The organism is Blautia sp. SC05B48 (genome assembly GCF_005848555.1).
Classification (GTDB): domain Bacteria; phylum Bacillota; class Clostridia; order Lachnospirales; family Lachnospiraceae; genus Blautia_A.
The window spans coordinates 3,337,503-3,354,662 of the sequence record NZ_CP040518.1 but is presented as its reverse complement, the minus strand read 5'-3'; the positions used below and the strand labels follow the sequence as shown (position 1 = coordinate 3,354,662).

Sequence of the window (17,160 nt, the reverse complement as noted above, 5' to 3'; positions counted from 1 at the left end):
TTTTTTATATTTTTTTATCATCTCAGTTTAATTTCTATTTTTCCTTCCACTGGGCTATATAAATCCAGAGGATCTTCATCACTTTCATAAACACGTCCTTCGCCTTCTCCAAATGATTTGAGGCATACTGGACATGATAGTCAGAACTAACATTTCTTTTTTCATTTTTCTGCAATCATATTTCCATCAAAAGTACCATTTTACGCCATTCCTGCAATAAAAAAAGACCCTCCCGGATAGACCATTATTGTTCCTGTCCACCCAGAAAGACCTGAAAAGTGACATGCTCCCACCACTTAAATCTTTGATTTTGAAGTGGGGGCTTCTTGCTCAATGGCTCTACTGAACCAAGTATCTACAAGCTATCCTCGCGTGCCCCGCGATTTTTATTAGTCCGGTTACGGACTTTTTGTTGTGCTGTCATGCACATTCTGCAAAGATTCTTTTTCCCTCATTCATGATGTTAACTGCTGCATTTACATCGCGGTCCATTCTGTATCCGCATTCACAGTGATAAATCCTATCAGATAAAGACAATTCTTCTTTTTTCTTTCCGCATACACTGCAAATCTTACTGGATGCAAAATAACGATTTACTTTTATCAGATATTTTCCACGTTCCTCCAGTTTATATTCCAGCATAGACAGAAACAGGCCATATCCATTATCATGTACGCCTTTTCCAAGATGAAGTTCTCCTGCCATCCCTTTCAGATTCAGATCTTCCACACATACTGCATCATAGTTCTCGACAAGACGGGCACTAAGTTTATGCTGAAAGTCTTTTCTCTGATTTCGGATCTTTTCATGGCACAGTGCAACTCGTTTCTTCTGCTTCTTATAATTCCGACTGCCTTTCTGACATCTGGACAGCTTTCTCTGTTCCCATGCAAGCTTTTTCTCTGTATTTCGGTAGAACATCGGATATTTGGCTCTTTTACCGGTAGAAAACACACACATTCCATGCATCGCAAAATCGATCCCGATAAATCTTTCTGCCGGTCTTTTTTCTGCTGTTTGGTTTTCACAGCAAAATAAAAGACTGGCAAAATATTTTCCGGATGGCTCCCTGCTGACTGTCACAGATTTCAATTTCCATTTTTCTGATATCGGACGGTGAAGCTTTATTCTAACAGCCGTCATCTTAGGCAGTTTCAAATATTTTCCTTCCAGAAAGATATTTCCATTCACCACGTTTGTTGTATAGGATTTTCTTGATGACTTCTTTGATTTGAAACGCGGAAATCCTGCAGATGGTTCACGAAAAAACTTATGGAATGCGTTTTCCAGATGCATCTGTACATTTGCTAACGCCAATGAATCCACCTCTTTCAGCCACGGATATTCTTTCTTGTAACTGGCTGGTGTGTTCCTTAACATCTTTTTTTCTTTTTTATAATATTCCATTTTATCTGCAAGCATACAGTTATAGATAAATCGGCTGCAGCCGATTGTTTTTTCTATTTGTACACGTTGTTCTGCATTTGGATAGATTCGTATTTTTACTGCCCAGTTTATTTTCCTCACCTTATTCCTACGTATAAGTAAACGAATTCAATTATCATTTTTCGAGCAATATGTTCTTTCTTTATTATAATACAATTCCACTGCAAGAACAAGTGTTTTCTTTTTTTATCTACAAAAATCTTTTGGGTATTTATGGGATTTATGGGTTATTTATGAGCATTTATGATCAAATCTACAATTCATCTCACTACCTGAAGAGATAGGAGAATTCTTGTTATATATCATGTTAAAATTTATTCTTCTCAGTGGTCTTAATATATAGTTTATCAAAATATAGAAGAAATGGATATATATTTTCTTTTAATATTTTTCTAAAAAAGCTTTATTTTATCACTCTCCAGTCACCGGACGCATCATGGAAAGCAGCTCCTTCCGGTAATGATCGGCCTTTTCCTGATTGCCCTGTTCTTTCCGTACCATTTTTGTGATTCCCGGATACTGTCCCGGGAAGCTTTCCAGCATGATACCATCTCCATAGATTAGGTAAACATCTCCGTCTGTCATATCTTCCTCTGTCAGCTTCTTTCCATTCTCATCCGTAAGCTTATCCGGTATCGTTCCGGAGAAAATCGTGTCTGTATCCAGATCCGCAAAATACCAGCTGTTATCATCTGTATGAAAATACACTGCTGTCATCGGCTTTTCCCCGCATCCCGCCAGACAGAACATAACAAGTACCGCCAGCATCACGATCCATTTTTTCATTATTCCACCTCCTAGTCTCTGTCAGTATTTGATTATTTCGACTTCACACCGTGCTAGCACCATGAAAAACATTAATATTACTGACTTCTACAATGTTTTTTATCTGGCACTACCATTAGTGGGAGATTTTTGATATAAATTTAATTGATCGTTGGAAGTACTTCCATAACCTGATCAATCACTTCCACAATTCTCTGTATATCCATATTTTCTTTTACATCAGAACTATCATTCACGTTCAAACCATCTTGCCAGTCCTGGACAATAGATACTGCCGGGATATTCACTAATGCAAACGGATAATGGTCACTGTTGGTTGCCATTGTCAGGAAAAATCTGTCACTGGGTGTAAATAGTTCTGACATACTGTTTTTATTTAATTCTGCCAGTTTTTTCAATCCCTCATCATCATATTCCGCATTGTCTGGTCTTTTGTTTCCTTCGATCATCGCCATATAACCCAGATCACTTTTTTCTGCAATAGTATCAATATTTATTACTCCGATGATCTGTTTCCGCTCGTCCTCCGTCAGCTTACCAACATACCATCTTGAACCCAGCATATATTTCTCTTCGCCCGAGAACAGGATGAATTTTATATTATACGGTATCTCTGTATCTTTTAAAATCCTTGCCAGTTCAAGCACTGCTGCCACTCCGGAACCGTTATCATTGGTGCCCACCGAATCTTCTGCACTGTCATAATGGGCACTTATGATCAGATTTTTTGTAGTATCAATGGATGAGTTTTTTGTCACAATGATATTTTCACCAATGCCGTCAACAATTGCATCCTCGGCTGTTGATGCCAGAAACACATCCGTCTGCGAGGAATGCCTTATTGCATTCTCATTGTTTTCATCGTTATATTCGAATTTCTGGTATTCTATTTTGTCATATCCCAGATTGCCAAAATATTCGCTAATATATTCTTTTACATTCTGTATTGCATCAGAATTTATTGGACGCGGTTCAGAAGTGATTTCATCGATGATCTGTTCAATATTCTGTTCCAAAGGCTCTATTATTGTACCGTTCTGGGTAACACTCTCCGCCATTGTCTGAATTGGTGCTATTAATGATATAACCATAATTAAGGCAATTGTAATTTTTTTCATTTGTGAGCTCCCTCATTTTACCAAGTATTAATCAGTATTTTTTATCCAATAACTTTCCTTTTTTTAACAAAATTAGTTTTTTATCATTTATGTTATCAACTTTATCAACTGATACTATTATACCATGAACTGCAGCACCAACCAAGTGTTCTTTTTTGCTTTTACAATTCATTGCACATCTGCAGAGGAAGGAGAATTCTTGCTATATATTAATATTATGTTAAATTCCTGAAAGTATTTTCTTTGCGTTCTCCAGCTTATTTTTTCCATTTATTTTTAGATATACTTTACTGATTTCAGAAGGCTCTCCTATTTCTCTGCAGAGATCCTGTGCCTGGGAAATGGGTATGTAGATTTCGTTGCCTTCTATTACTACAGCGGCTTTACAAGGCATATATGAGGTTTGCGGTCCTCTTGCGGAATTGCTGGATAAGGTAGTAAGATCATCTGTGGCTTTGGAAGTATCCTTCTCTTTTTCATCCAGGGAATAAAAAATATTCAGGTTTTCACCCATCTCTAAAAATTTTTCCTGTTGTTTTTTTGAAATGGCATGATTATTATAGTCTTTCATATCCCGTAGGGAACCATTTCCCAGCAATAACAACGGCATCTTCCCCAGTTCATTCTGAGTTGGATTTTTTCCAAACGCATTCATATCAATTCCTGAAAAAGTCGTTGTTTCCGTATAATCTTCAATTTTGATGACAACCGGGACTTCTATGACTGGCCAGATTTCTTTTATACCTTTTATCTTCTTCGCTTTCTGCAAAAAATCTTCATCATAAGCCAGATCTCCAAGTGGGAGCAGCACAGTAAATTGCCGTTTTTCTTCTTTCATGCCTGCCAGCAGCATTCCTAATAATGTAAGTATCAATGCCAGCAGAAGTATGACAAATAAGGTAAAGCTGTCTTTTTTTTTTTCTTTTCAATGAGAAGCCGCCTTTCTCACTTCTTCGAGAAGGATATTTTTCTTATGAAGCTTTCTGACCAGAATCAGGATTATGGAAATAAGCAGTACTGCAACAACTGCAGCTATGGAATACCACCAGTTATTGGTTTTCTCCTGGTCATCTTCAACCTTTAAAGACTTTATCTGGGTTTCTTTGATTTCAGAATCAAATTTTATTTCTTCCTCATATGATTTGCCATCTGCATCCTCATACGTAAGAATTAATTGTCCTGCACATTTTCCTGTTTTTCCTTTTACATATATGCGAAGACTTCCTTGGGATAAATCTCCGGCCTCTATGGTCCCTAAGAATGCAGTATCGTTTGAGCTTAATTCATCAGCCTTTAAGCTGACACTTGCATTGTATATTTTGTCTCTTCCTAGATTCATTGCTTTTACCGGGATCTCTACTGTATCCATAGTGTATAAAACAGATGGAATATCTGAAGCTTCCAGCTTAACACGAACCGGTTGGATGATCTGAAAAGACAGTAATTCTGTACCGGTAGTTGCCGTTGCTTTCGAATCTTCATAATCCAGAGAAAAAGTAATGACAGCCTGGCCAGGATCACAGTTTTCTGTTATAGTAATCATCTGTTCCAAAGTAATTGCTTCACCAGGAGCCAGGACTTGTACATAAAAAGAGTTTTTCTCAAATTCAATTCCTTTGTTCTCTGTAGAAAGGGAAATTTTTAAACCAAATATATTTTGACTGCAGCTTTTATTTCGAAATGTCAGCGACATTTCTGTTGTAGAACCAGCCTCCAGTCGTTGACCCGAAAGATTGCTGTCTTCTAATAATACCTGCGGTTTATGTAATATTTTTTCACTTGATGAGTCTGATGTTGAATTACCTCCTTCCTCACCGCCCGAGTACCCTCCGTTGTCTATAACCGGATCTGTTATCTGCGGGGCGTCACCGTCCTCCGGATTATCACTGTCTATTACAACATGAAAAGGATTCGATTTAGAACCATCACCAAAGTCATCTCCTGATGTAAAAATATCCGAATCCGGATTTTCTTTATCGCTATCAGCTTTATCAGGAGTCTTTTCATCCTCTGCCGGAGGTTCGGTACTCGGAGGTTCGGTACTCGTAGAATCATCCTCTTTTTCATCAAGGGTTAACGAGTTGTCATTCTCATAAGATACGGACGGATCTGAGTCCGTAAATCCTTCTTCAGCAGATGTAATCTCCGTGTTTTGAGGCTCTGTGGCAAAAACGGTAGCCGGAAGAAATATTATTGTCGTACACAATACTAATGCCGTTTTTACAAATAAATTTCTCATTATCAGGCAGTCCTTTCTCTTAAGATTCCTCCATCCATTTCATATACGTGGTCACATAAGATTCTGATGTCCTCTTCATTATGGCTTGCCAGCAAAATGGTTTTTCCTGCTGCTTTTAAATCCAGCAGCAGTTCTCTTATTTCTTCCACGCCATGTTTATCCAGTCCATTAAACGGCTCATCCAAGATCAAAAAAAGAGGATCTTCCATAATGGCCTGTGCAATACCAAGGCGTTGACGCATTCCAAGGGAATATTTTCCGACTGGTTTCTTCATGTCCGGATCCAATCCTACCCTTTTTAAGACTATGCGGATATCGGCCTTCGAAATCCGGCCATTCATGTCTGCCAGGATCTCCAGATTTTTAAAGCCCGTATATTGTGTAAGAAAACCGGGAGTCTCGATAATAACTCCAAGACTTTCAGGAAAATCCACATCATGGCCTATTTTTTTTCCAAATACAAAAATAGCGCCCGTAGTTACAGGAAGAAACCCACAGATGCATTTCATAAGGACGGTCTTTCCTGAACCGTTATTTCCAACAATCCCATAGACGTTACCTGTTTTCAGGGAAAGATTTACTTCCTGTAACACGATGTCTTCACCGAAACGTTTGGTCACGTGTTCTATTTTTACGCAGGTGTTCTGCATCATTCCACTTGCTCTTTCCAGATCACAGGCCAGATTAAATGTCCCTTCAGATTTCTTCCAATCTTCCATATAAAACACCTCCCAGAATTCCCAGCATTACGAATAAAAACAACAGTAGAAATAGCCAAACTCCTATTTTGTCCGGTCCCCAATTTTCATCAGCCAGTATCCATTCTACTGGATAAAACCATATCTGATTCTTAAAATAGCGGTCATGAAGGATAATTCCGAAATAAAAGCTTACAAAAGGGATTCCATATGCCATGTAAGCAGAATCCCATAAAATCCCGCAGCTTCCACCGAAAGTACTTATGATACTTCCGATAAGTCCTGTCCGAAATGCCTTCATGAGTAAGTCCAGAAGTGCTTCTTTCTGAATAGCACCCTTTATCTCCAGCGGATAGAACACAATAAAATTGATAAAAAGTACCGTTAGTATAGATAACGTCCAGACCATAAAACCAGATACCATAATGGAAAAAACTTTACCTTCGATATACTGTCTGCGAGTCGTTCTGGGAAGTATCTCCTTTAAAAATCCACTTTTATATTCTTGCAGAATGGAATCACTCCATGGCAATACGGCTGCTACCGGAATGGCAAAAGATACTGCCTGACTTTTTAAGGAACCTTCCAGTATACTGATAAAAGTACCACATGTCAGTGCTTTTTTTAAGCTGGGATAAGTCTGTCCAATGGCTATGGAAATGCAGGCTATCAGCCATGCTGCCAGAAAATTCTTATTAAAAAACATACGTTTTGTTTCACCCCACATAGGTTTTCCCCCTTCCGATCATGTCTTTTCTCCAAGAAATTCAAAGGTATATTTTTTCATCCGGTTAATTGCAAAAACTGCAAGAAGAACTAAAATACCCAGAAAAAACATATAGGAATGCGAGATTTTCGGGAGCAATGGATCATAACCCAAGTTATGTTTTCCGTATACTGCCTGGTTCAGAGGACTAATCCAGCAGATTAATACATTTACCTGATACATTTCGTATTTTTCTTTATGTAAAATTGCAGCCAGTACTTTCGGGTCCAATAAAAAGCCAAAAACACTGTAAAGAAGGCCAAAAATCATCCCCTTAGTCTTCCCTTTATAGAGATTTCCTACAAGGATTACAAAGCTTAAGGTCAGCGAATAACAAAACAGAAGGAAGAAAACCTGCAGCATACAGCCATAGGGTGAGATACTTTCCATGACCCTTACTGTAGAAGGGACCTGTAGGTTTTTTCCTAATTCTGAATAACCAAGCATGGCCGCAGTTTCGCTCCACAGGTTACCTGGATAACTCTTTTTCATACACAGCACGGCCGTAAACAGCAGCATCAAAACCGTATATAAAACAGTTACAAGAATAACATAAATGAATTGACCTAAAAGCCATTTCCTCTTTGTTGTCCGGGTCAGCTGGTATGGAGTAATAGGTGTCATCTTTGGCAGGTCAGAAAACATAAGAAGCAAGAGCAGCGAACTGGACAGTACTGCTATCCCATCCCCAAATGTCCAGATAAATGGTTCAATGGCCTGTACCGGTGTATCGTAGGTTTCCATTACAACCATGATTCTGCCTGTAAGCAGGAAACTAAGTACAAATTCTAACAGAAATATAAAAATAACTTTGGGATTGCGTAAAAATCCGAAGAAATTGTACCGTACAATTCCAAATACCTGTCTCATGTCAGTAACCCAGATTCCGGTCTATGATACTGCCATCCACGGCATTAATGGTAAGGAAGCTTTCATTCGGATCTTTACTGGTATTTGATTCTGTTTCTCCGTTATATTCACTTTCTGAAGTCATGCTGCCGAAAAAATCCCAGACGGGGATCAAAATACCTGTGTGTGCGTCAGTAGACGGCTCATATATTCTGGCATAACCAAGAACGATCCGATCAATATTATAGACCCTGGAATTTTCATATTGCATATTATCAGCGTTTGTTACCACCATCATTTTTTCATAAATTTTCATAACCTCGCTGAATGAAAGAAGATTTAAATTCTCTGTCTTTATTTTACCAATTGTGTAGGGATTTGAATAAGTCATGCTTTCTATGCCATCTTTATCGACATAAAAACAGAGACTTTCATAAGACCATGTTTCCATTGTGCTGTCCATATCTTCCAATGCCCCACCGTCTGCAATTGTCTGAGTTACCGGCACACCATTTATGGTACGTGCATAGTCAATTCTATATCCATTTCCAAAATTACCTGAACTATTATCGCCTTCAAAACTTTTGCACACCGCGTAATTCCAGTTAGAAAACTGTAAATCTGTGATGCCCATTTTTTCAACTTTTTCCTTTACAAGTTTTTTTGCTTCATCCAGGGACAGCCCTATAGATTCTTCTGTGGGTTTTTCTTTCTCTTCAGAATATCCGTAATCACACCACATTGCATCCTCCGGTATTTTTTCCCCACCCTTGTTTGCTGCTTTCTTGATCTTGACTGACAAGGTATCGGAGCCAGTGTAAGATGTTATATAATAGTATTGTGAATCGTCTGGCATCTGTGCAATACAATCGAAAAAATTTCCGGCAACAGGTTTTGCCTCTGTCAGGGTTTTCTTTTCCGGAGCAGTTTCGTATTCCTGTTCCCATGTCTCAATATCTTCATAGATATCATAGACATAATTACCATCATCATCTGTTCCATAGTTATACGGATCCAGGTTTCCGGTTGCAACGTCTTCTTTTAGTTCATCCAGAGTTTTTTTAATTTCATCTTTTGTCTTCACATAATAACTATCCATGGTATAAAGTTTTGCCTCTGAGAAGAATGCGTTTGTAATACGGTCTAGAAGCTCCTGGGTAACTTCTGCCGCAGTGACAGAAATAGCAGATATCTTTTCCACTTCCGGAATTTCTACGCTTGCATCTGTATTTACCACGAGCTTGGCACTGTCATCTTCCACATGGCTTTTATAATTTTGAGGAGCATCAATGAGATTCCTGATGGTTGTCTTTGACTCTGAACCGTCATCGTTCTTGCTTTCAGATGCTTCTCCTTTAGAACCGCTAACATCATCCGCTTCCGTATAAGCATCTACAGCCTTGCTCCCCTTCGGCTTTACCAAAGAAGAATCCGGGGTCTGTGCGCATCCTGTAAACATTCCAATACAAAGCACTATTCCTGCAAACTTTTTTATGTTTTTTCTCATTTCTGGTAATATCTCCTTTCTAAGGTTGTTATAAGTATATCATCGAGCATTACACCAAATCTTTCGCGATTTGTAACTGATATGTAAACGTTAGTGTGATTACCAGAAAACAGAGACGGTAGTTCCTTTTCCCGGATTGCTTTCAATCTTCAGTTGGAAATCGTGCAGTTCTATAATTTTCTGACATAAAGAAAGACCGAGCCCTACACTTCCTTTTGCCCTGGAACGAGATTTGTCTACCATATAAAATGGTTCCGTCACCATTTCCAGATCCTCTTTCGGTATTCCCTTTCCAAAATCCTGAACCATCAGATGGTCTGGGGTTGCCTCAAGCACAATTTTAGATTCTTTCCTGGAAGCTTTGACTGCATTATCAATTAGATTTGTCACTACACTTATCATTAAGTCCTGATCAAACTTCTTTACCAATTTTTTTGGTTCACAAAATACATCAAGAGAGATGTTTTTTTCTTGAAGCCTGCAATCAATGAGTTCTTTTACTTCTTTCAGGAAGTTATCCACCTGTATTTCAGCTGGATTGAATGAGTCTTCCGAAGCTTCGTAGAGTCCGGTTAATTCCAGCATTTTCATAGAAAGTCTTGAAAGCCTGCGACATTCATTTTCAATATAAATCAGAGCCTTCTCCTGCCTTTCCGGAGTCAGGCGCACAGTAAGCAATGTATCTGCATAGCCTATGATTGCAGTCATTGGGGTCTTCAGCTCATGAGCCAGACTTCCAATAAGCTGTTTTTGTGTCCGGTTTATGTTAGAAAGACTTTCAATTTGTTCTTTTATTTTACCTGTCATAAAATTAAAGGTTGCACCTACCTGCGCAAGTTCTGTATTGCCCTCTGACGGTACTTTAAAATCATAAATACCTTCAGAAACAAGAAGCGTAGCTTCTCTTAGGCTTGTAAGCGGTGCTGTGATTTTTCGAAGGCTCAAATAAAGGATAATTCCCATCACCACGATCAAAGATAAAGTAAATCCACCCGTCTGAAAAAACAGCAGATGACTTTTTTCTATTACATCTGTTATATCTTTATAAGTAACAATCTGATATCCCATATTTACATTGCCATAGTAAAATAACAAAAGTGTCCTTCCATTTATCTGACTGACCATAGGGCCATGACCGTCACTGTTGCTGCCATGATCCACCATGTTTGCCTTACTTTCACATAATTCTCTTAACTTTTTTACATCGAATTCATAAACAGTTCCATTATAGGTCATTTTTCCATCAAGATATAAAACCGCGCTGTCATGAAAAACCTGCCGAAAAGCATAAGTAACTATTTGGGGGCGCATTTCGTTGTCGGCATTCTGTTTCTGATTGTCAGAAAGGCTTGTTTTATTTTCAAACTGTAAGATATTTGTTCTGAATATACTGCTTTCATAACTGTTGATATTCTGTATACTCTGATTTTTCCAACAATAAGTGGTATAGAGAAAGATCCCTGACGACACCAACAGAATGATACATGTAGTCTGAGCAAAGATCTTTATTAAGAGTTTCATAAATCCACCTCAAGTCTGTAACCGATTCTGGGAATTGTTTTAATCTTATCCTGCCAGCCAAGCTTTTTCCTGATACGACCCACATGTGCATCCACAGTTCTTGTTTCTCCGCAGAACTCTTCATTCCACAGTTCCTGCAGAATCTGATTCCTGGTCAGTGCTTTGTTCGGGTTTTTGGCGAACACCATGAGGCAGTTATATTCCATTGGCTTTAAATAGATTTCCATGCCCATTTTTGTAACAGTACGACTAGACGTATCAATGATAACATCACCAATTTGAATCTGTTCTTGTACAGTGCCATTACGTTCCAGTACCTTTTCAAGACGGACCATCACTTCCAGCATTTCAAATGGTTTTACAATATAATCTTCTGCACCGTCTTTTAATCCCTTTATCTTGCTCGCGATATCTCCCTTTGCGGTAAGAAATATTACGGGGATTTCATACTGCTTCAGTTTCGGTAACAGGCTATATCCGTCTCTTCCGGGAAGCATGATATCTACAAGTGCACACTGAAACGCATGATCTTGAATAATTGCTTCATATGCCTCATTTCCATCCAGATATCCTACTGTTTCATACCCTGCAATCTCCAAATTCATACATAGCAGGTCATTGATTGACATTTCGTCTTCTATCACAAGAATTCTTGCCTTCATAATTATTACCTCACATGTTTTTATAACTATCTTTTCACAGGTTAATTATACATTAAATTCTATATTGCAGTTGTAACTGATTTGTAACAGCAAAAAAGGAAACCAAAACCATTCTGTGAGAATAGTTTTGGTTTCCTGTATAAATCGTTATTTTCTGATCGTTTATAACGCTGATGAGAACATTTGGGAGCAAATGATCAGTCTTTTATGAATCCCAAATATCTGCTTCCCTGATAAGTCAGTACTCCGGAATCTCCTTTTTTTATATTTTTAAATGATTTCTTTCATTTACCTTTATCAGATCGTATCATTCAAATCACATCCACTGATGATGCGATTCCATAAATTCTCCCGCTTGTCCATTCCTTTGGTAAAATAGGGAAGTCTTTCCTCTTCCAGCTCTTCCAGACGAAGCACATTTCCATTCAGATAATTGTCAATCCGGTATCCTGTACTTTTAAGTCTTGTAATCACGCCACCGATTTTTATATCCAGGATCTCATAACCAAATGGCTTTGCATCGTTCATCCAGATTTTTTCTCTTGATGATTTCATATCTGTCAGATTGCAGATGATTCCAGGAATAACATTCTGACTGATATCTTTCAACGCTGCTCTGTCCGATCTGTCATATGCTGATTTTATACACATGCCCAAATCGGCTTTATCAGCTAATACCGCCGCCAGTTTTTCATAAAATGAAAATAAAAGCTGATATTTTCCTGTTTTTTTTGCACATTCCTTCATACATTTCTGTATGTTTTGGTAGTAAGATTTTGTATTGACACCTGATTCTTTCACATGATAATCAAAAATGCCTAACATTGGATCCTGGTATAACAGATATTTTGAAGGATTTTGAGCCTCTTTATTCTCTTTCGTATTTAAGAATAAGGAATCAAAATTGTCAAGTGCCATAAAATCATCAAATTCTCCGCCTGTGCAGTTCCTGAACTCCTGCTTAAGGATTGTTTCGTCATAGTCTCTGTGAAAATCAAGGTGTGCAAAAAGTACAAGTCCCGGAAGCAAAGCATCCACCGGGGTTTCTGCACCATTATCCATCCATGCTGTACAGAGCACCTCTTTTATATTGTATTTTTTACAAGTAGAAAGAGCTGCTTTGGTACACGCATAGGTCTTAGAATAATTGGGGGAAATTCCGTTCCAAATCCAAGATCCTCCTGCAAAAATAACGTTATCCGAAAACTGCGCATGGATATCCAGCATTTTTTCATAGGTTCTGGTATCAGCATGATAATAGTCCCAATATACTAATCCTAGATCTTTTTTCGGTTTTTCCCATTTGGAGCAGTCCGTGTTTTCGGGCAGATCATAGTATCCGCCTGTAGAATTTGCTGTAATGTACATGTCACTCCATATCATAGGCTTTAATTCTAATTTTCTGCAAATATCTACGACTCTGTTACAATGTTCCCTGATTATCAGTGACCCTTTTTTATATCCATTTTCTTTTAGATAATTTCCAAGTCCCAGCATGACAGCCTCATCCATTCCAAGATGTACCCTGTTGGTAGAAAAATTCTCCTTTACTGAGCTGAGCAGCTTTTCAATAAACTGATAAGTTTCCTCTTTTTCAGGCTGGAGAATGTCCGCAGAATCACGAATCTTATCCATTCCCGGCCACTTCAGCGCATTGTGCAGATGAGCCAGGGTCTGAATACACGGAACAAGCTCTACCCCAAACATGGAAGCGTAAGCATCCAGCTCTTTTATTTCGTCCTTGGTGTATTTTCCGCGATAGACTCCAAAATAAGGCTGCCCCTCTACTTCATAGGTATCTTCTGTATAAAGCATAAGTACATTCATTCCAAGTTTTGCCAGTGTCCTGATCAGGAATTTCACCTTTTCAACTGTAAATACAGCATTTCTGGAACAATCCAGCATAAGACCGTTTCTTTCAAAACAGACATGCTCTTGATATTGAAATTCATCCTCTTCCATATGATATATGGCATAATTAAGTGCGCGGTAATAATGAGATATTTCCCGACAGATGATATGAATCTGGTTTTTTCTTTTATTGATCAATATTTCTGGTCTGTCCTGAAATTTAACAAACAATTCTATATTTTGGTTGAAACCGTCATTTTCAGCCAGCAGTATTTCAGTACCTTTTTTAATAGTATTATATTCTTTCTTATCAGATGAAAAAACAATGTTCATACGTATTCCTCTTTCTCTAGTAATCCTGCTCTTCTTAACAAATCAATCTTTTTGGCAGAGCATCCTCTGTCAATGTTCTATTTTATTCGTTTGTAAATAATCGGCTCATCATAGCCAAAAGTTCTTTTCCCATTTACTTCCATGGACTCTGATACTTCCAATTGATTTTCAGTGAACTTTTCATGCAGAGAAAATTTCAATACGGGAGAAAACATACTTACACTTCCGCCTTCCCATATATCACCTGATTTTCTGAAAAATGCAGGAGTAAATTTTGCAGAACACTTTAGCTGATCATAGTCGGCACCTTTGAACATTTTGTAAGTAAAATTCTTTTTATCATATCCTTCCGGTATCTCATAAGAAATAAGTTTTATTGAATTGCTTTCTTCCATGAAAAGAAACAAATGTGAAGAAGAGCGGGTAGTTCCCTGTACAGAATAATAGCTCTCTTCAATCATAAATACGCCTTCGAAACTATTTGGAAGATTTGCAATTCTGGAATTACATATTGTATTGATATGCTTTGCATATGGATACTGTGGATTTGTCTTACTTATTTTCTCAAATTGATCCTTATTATCAAATTTTCCATTCAACAGCGTAACAAAATTTATCAAGTCAGCCATAATCTTATGCCTCCATAATCTTTATCATATAGTTTTCATTCACTATACACCTTCCATATAAAAGAGTCCATGTACAAAATAAGGGAATATATAAACAAAATGCATCAGTTAACAAACATCGACAGAGGGGCATATCATTGTCCAATTGATATGCCCCCTCTTTGTCTGAATTACTGTTCCATTTTATAAATTTACGTATAATATTTCGTACCACACTCTGTTTCTATGGCTGAATCAGGATAATAAGAAAGTTACTGTTAATTGTGTTTATATCTACTTAAGGCACGAATCAGTTTTTCTGACTCCAGTGGTTTTGTAAGATAATCGTCCATTCCAGACTTCAGTGCTTTAGTCTTATCTTCTGTAAAAGCATTGGCGGTCATAGCTATAATCACAACAGCAGATGCATCACTTCTGTTCATTGTACGTATTTCTCTGGTAGCTTCCAGGCCATCCATAACTGGCATCATAATATCCATCAGAATTACATTGACTTCACCAACACCTGATTTTGCAAATGCTTCAACAGCCTCCTTACCGTTTGAAGCCCTTATAATTTCTGCTCCTGCATTTGTCAGAAGGAATTCCGCAATTTCCATATTCAATTCATTATCTTCGGCCAAAAGGATTCTCATGCCTTCAATTGATACATCATCTTCCTGGCCTTCTACCTGCTTCATATCAGTAGAAATAAGGAATGGAAGCTGTACCATGAATGTGGTTCCTACATTTTTCTCGCTTTCAAATTTAATCGTACCGCCCATTTTCTCTATTAGTTTTTTTGTAATTGGCATACCAAGACCTGTTCCTCCATAAACAGATCTTGCACCACCTGTTTCCTGAGTAAATGGTTCAAAAATATGGTTCTGAAATTCTTTGCTCATTCCAACCCCGGTGTCCTTGCAGTGAAACTCAAACAGTATATGCCTGTCATCTACCTGTGTTTCATAATAGCTGAGCAGTATCTCTTTTTCTTTATTATACTTGACAGCATTACTTATGATGTTCATAAGGATTCTTTTTAAACTTTAATCACAGCACTTTTGCATGCTCTGTCAATGTGTTTATTTCCATAAATAAATTTTTCTTTGTACCCATTATATGGTTCCAGTATTGATACGTCAATCCCATTAATGTGCCTTCTCTTCTTCACTCTTTGTGAAAGGAAGAGATTGCTAGCTTTTACCAATCACTCTGCCACTTCCACATCAAGTCTGCTTTGTTCTGAATTATCGAGCGGGTGATCATGTGCCAATCTGATATTGTTGACAATGAAGGACAGGAGCCCACTGCATTACTACTTAGCTCCTGTCCTGTACATCTTGAATATAGAATTAGTAAAAACAGATTATCGGGACATCATACTGAATAAGATTATAAAGCTGTCCGGCATTTTCTGGTGGAAGATTGATGCATCCATGAGAACCACCTGTAAGATATCTGTCACCACCAAAGTACGGCTGCCAGTCTGCATCATGAAAGCCAATTCCTCCATTGAATGGCATCCAGTACGTTACCGGCTGTTCATAAGAATAGGTTCCATTTGCTGTCATTTCACCTCGCAGCACGGACGGACTGCTCTTTGAATTCAGTGTGAATATTCCAGGGGGTGTTTTTCTATCCGGAGCGCTTGGCAGTCCGGATACGATTTCTGATTGGAAAATAATATTTCCATTCTGATAATACCACATATACTGCTCTGTGAGATCTACCTCTATATATGTATCTCCGAGATCATTAATCCCGTGTGCATTTGCCCTCATAGAATATACCGGTTCCCTGGTTGTCTGGGTTCCTGACTGAATTTCCTGCATGAGCTGTGCTACTTCCTTGTCCTGATCAATCTTCCACCCATAGGCAGAACCATATACATACACAGTCCTTCCGCTCGTGGTCTGAAATTGTCTTTCAGTGCCAACTGTATCATGATCTGCTGCAAGCTGTGCCACATAATCCACTACGTGCTGCCGGAAGGCTTCATCATTCTGGAGCAGCTGCCCTTTCTCGTCAAACTGCAGCCAGTTTTTGATGGTATTCCCATCGAGTGTTACCGTTTCGTCTCCAAATGTATATGTGATATTTGCTTTTGTCAGGTTCTTATATGTATTTACCATATTCTGAAGTTCTGAACTTTCTTTCGTCACATCTGCTTTCTTATAAGCCTTTGGATCACTTTCCAGATTTACCTCTGCCGCATCGTTATCGATTGCCCTGCATATCATCTGATAAGCTTCTTTGGTATTTAATTCGTTGCCTTCCGTTTCTGGCACAATAGTGAATTCTGAGTTAACAAAACTTACATACGCATTTTCCGGTGCTATCTGATTCTCTTTTTTCGCACAATTTAATGAATTTACCTGTTCTTCCAGTTTCTCCCGGCTGAAAAAAGTCTCTTCTTGAACCATATAGTTTTTTGTTTCAAAAAGACTGCCGATCCATTCCCATGATTTCTGAGTTTTCAGCAGCTGGAGAACCGCACCGCTGGATACGTATTTATAATCAATGTCTTTTCCTGTAATGGCCTGCGGGTCATGCATTCTTGCCCTTACCTGAATAGTATAGTTATCCTTTTTCCCAGCAATCTCCTGCTCAACCTCATATGCTGTCTTATTTGAACTGTCAATCCCATTGATGGTCGTCCCATAAAAGAAGTGATATGAGTAATAATAAGATATACCTGCATAAATACAACAGCCTATAACAAAAATCATCAATATAATCAATATTACAATTTTCTTAATTTTATTTTTCTTCT

16 protein-coding genes are annotated in these 17,160 nt (G+C 38.2%); all 16 read right to left on the bottom strand.

What is annotated here, in order from left to right:
- Positions 1-420 precede the first annotated feature (420 nt).
- Positions 421-1,527 carry an RNA-guided endonuclease TnpB family protein gene (locus EYS05_RS15640; protein WP_118169646.1) on the bottom strand — a complete coding sequence of 369 codons (1,107 nt, stop codon included), beginning with the start codon at positions 1,525-1,527 and terminating at the stop codon, positions 421-423.
- A 330-nt stretch (positions 1,528-1,857) separates the two neighbouring features.
- The gene (locus tag EYS05_RS15635) at positions 1,858-2,232 is read right to left on the bottom strand and encodes a hypothetical protein (protein WP_015524968.1); all 375 of its coding nucleotides are present in this window, start codon (positions 2,230-2,232) and stop codon (positions 1,858-1,860) included.
- Between the two features lie 140 nt (positions 2,233-2,372).
- The gene (locus tag EYS05_RS15630; protein WP_243119151.1) at positions 2,373-3,350 is read right to left on the bottom strand and encodes a M28 family metallopeptidase; all 978 of its coding nucleotides are present in this window, start codon (positions 3,348-3,350) and stop codon (positions 2,373-2,375) included.
- Positions 3,351-3,381: 31 nt separating this feature from the next.
- The gene (locus EYS05_RS17410) at positions 3,382-3,522 is read right to left on the bottom strand and encodes a hypothetical protein (protein WP_158293340.1); all 141 of its coding nucleotides are present in this window, start codon (positions 3,520-3,522) and stop codon (positions 3,382-3,384) included.
- A gap of 48 nt (positions 3,523-3,570) precedes the next feature.
- Positions 3,571-4,188 (bottom strand): hypothetical protein, encoded by a 618-nt coding sequence (locus EYS05_RS15625; protein ID WP_243119149.1) that lies wholly within the window; start codon positions 4,186-4,188, stop codon positions 3,571-3,573.
- 87 nt (positions 4,189-4,275) lie between these two features.
- A complete protein-coding gene (locus EYS05_RS15620) occupies positions 4,276-5,589 on the bottom strand; it encodes a hypothetical protein (RefSeq protein WP_138277509.1) in 1,314 nt (437 codons plus the stop codon).
- Positions 5,590-5,591: 2 nt separating this feature from the next.
- On the bottom strand, positions 5,592-6,242 hold the full coding sequence (locus EYS05_RS15615) for an ATP-binding cassette domain-containing protein (protein ID WP_431833598.1): 651 nt from the start codon (positions 6,240-6,242) through the stop codon (positions 5,592-5,594).
- 43 nt (positions 6,243-6,285) lie between these two features.
- Positions 6,286-7,014, bottom strand: coding sequence for an ABC transporter permease (locus tag EYS05_RS15610; RefSeq protein ID WP_242981880.1), 729 nt, complete (start codon positions 7,012-7,014; stop codon positions 6,286-6,288).
- A gap of 18 nt (positions 7,015-7,032) precedes the next feature.
- Positions 7,033-7,806 (bottom strand): hypothetical protein, encoded by a 774-nt coding sequence (locus tag EYS05_RS15605; protein WP_227574037.1) that lies wholly within the window; start codon positions 7,804-7,806, stop codon positions 7,033-7,035.
- Between the two features lie 118 nt (positions 7,807-7,924).
- Complete coding sequence (locus EYS05_RS15600) at positions 7,925-9,409, bottom strand: DUF6034 family protein (RefSeq protein WP_118626519.1); 1,485 nt, start codon at positions 9,407-9,409, stop codon at positions 7,925-7,927.
- Between the two features lie 99 nt (positions 9,410-9,508).
- Complete coding sequence (locus EYS05_RS15595; protein WP_243119148.1) at positions 9,509-10,645, bottom strand: sensor histidine kinase; 1,137 nt, start codon at positions 10,643-10,645, stop codon at positions 9,509-9,511.
- Between the two features lie 281 nt (positions 10,646-10,926).
- Positions 10,927-11,592, bottom strand: coding sequence for a response regulator transcription factor (locus tag EYS05_RS15590; protein WP_059085761.1), 666 nt, complete (start codon positions 11,590-11,592; stop codon positions 10,927-10,929).
- 297 nt (positions 11,593-11,889) lie between these two features.
- Positions 11,890-13,776, bottom strand: a complete 1,887-nt coding sequence (locus EYS05_RS15580) for a beta-N-acetylhexosaminidase (protein ID WP_138277507.1) — start codon at positions 13,774-13,776, stop codon at positions 11,890-11,892.
- A 77-nt stretch (positions 13,777-13,853) separates the two neighbouring features.
- Positions 13,854-14,405, bottom strand: coding sequence for a hypothetical protein (locus tag EYS05_RS15575; RefSeq protein WP_138277506.1), 552 nt, complete (start codon positions 14,403-14,405; stop codon positions 13,854-13,856).
- Between the two features lie 257 nt (positions 14,406-14,662).
- Positions 14,663-15,415 carry an ATP-binding response regulator gene (locus EYS05_RS15570; protein ID WP_138277505.1) on the bottom strand — a complete coding sequence of 251 codons (753 nt, stop codon included), beginning with the start codon at positions 15,413-15,415 and terminating at the stop codon, positions 14,663-14,665.
- A gap of 324 nt (positions 15,416-15,739) precedes the next feature.
- The gene (locus EYS05_RS15565; protein ID WP_243119146.1) at positions 15,740-17,128 is read right to left on the bottom strand and encodes a L,D-transpeptidase family protein; all 1,389 of its coding nucleotides are present in this window, start codon (positions 17,126-17,128) and stop codon (positions 15,740-15,742) included.
- Positions 17,129-17,160 lie beyond the last annotated feature (32 nt).

Excerpts from the sequence above, each read along its gene's own strand:
- EYS05_RS15605 (WP_227574037.1), bottom strand. The coding sequence starts at position 7,806 with ATGGTTGTAATGGAAACCTACGATACACCGGTACAGGCCATTGAACCA.
- EYS05_RS15595 (WP_243119148.1), bottom strand. The coding sequence starts at position 10,645 with ATGACCTATAATGGAACTGTTTATGAATTCGATGTAAAAAAGTTAAGA.
- EYS05_RS15610 (WP_242981880.1), bottom strand. The coding sequence starts at position 7,014 with ATGTGGGGTGAAACAAAACGTATGTTTTTTAATAAGAATTTTCTGGCA.
- EYS05_RS15615 (WP_431833598.1), bottom strand. The coding sequence starts at position 6,242 with ATGATGCAGAACACCTGCGTAAAAATAGAACACGTGACCAAACGTTTC.
- EYS05_RS15580 (WP_138277507.1), bottom strand. The coding sequence starts at position 13,776 with ATGAACATTGTTTTTTCATCTGATAAGAAAGAATATAATACTATTAAA.
- EYS05_RS17410 (WP_158293340.1), bottom strand. The coding sequence starts at position 3,522 with ATGAATTGTAAAAGCAAAAAAGAACACTTGGTTGGTGCTGCAGTTCAT.
- EYS05_RS15600 (WP_118626519.1), bottom strand. The coding sequence starts at position 9,409 with ATGAGAAAAAACATAAAAAAGTTTGCAGGAATAGTGCTTTGTATTGGA.
- EYS05_RS15635 (WP_015524968.1), bottom strand. The coding sequence starts at position 2,232 with ATGAAAAAATGGATCGTGATGCTGGCGGTACTTGTTATGTTCTGTCTG.
- EYS05_RS15575 (WP_138277506.1), bottom strand. The coding sequence starts at position 14,405 with ATGGCTGACTTGATAAATTTTGTTACGCTGTTGAATGGAAAATTTGAT.
- EYS05_RS15590 (WP_059085761.1), bottom strand. The coding sequence starts at position 11,592 with ATGAAGGCAAGAATTCTTGTGATAGAAGACGAAATGTCAATCAATGAC.
- EYS05_RS15625 (WP_243119149.1), bottom strand. The coding sequence starts at position 4,188 with ATGAAAGAAGAAAAACGGCAATTTACTGTGCTGCTCCCACTTGGAGAT.
- EYS05_RS15570 (WP_138277505.1), bottom strand. The coding sequence starts at position 15,415 with ATGAACATCATAAGTAATGCTGTCAAGTATAATAAAGAAAAAGAGATA.
- EYS05_RS15620 (WP_138277509.1), bottom strand. The coding sequence starts at position 5,589 with ATGAGAAATTTATTTGTAAAAACGGCATTAGTATTGTGTACGACAATA.
- EYS05_RS15630 (WP_243119151.1), bottom strand. The coding sequence starts at position 3,350 with ATGAAAAAAATTACAATTGCCTTAATTATGGTTATATCATTAATAGCA.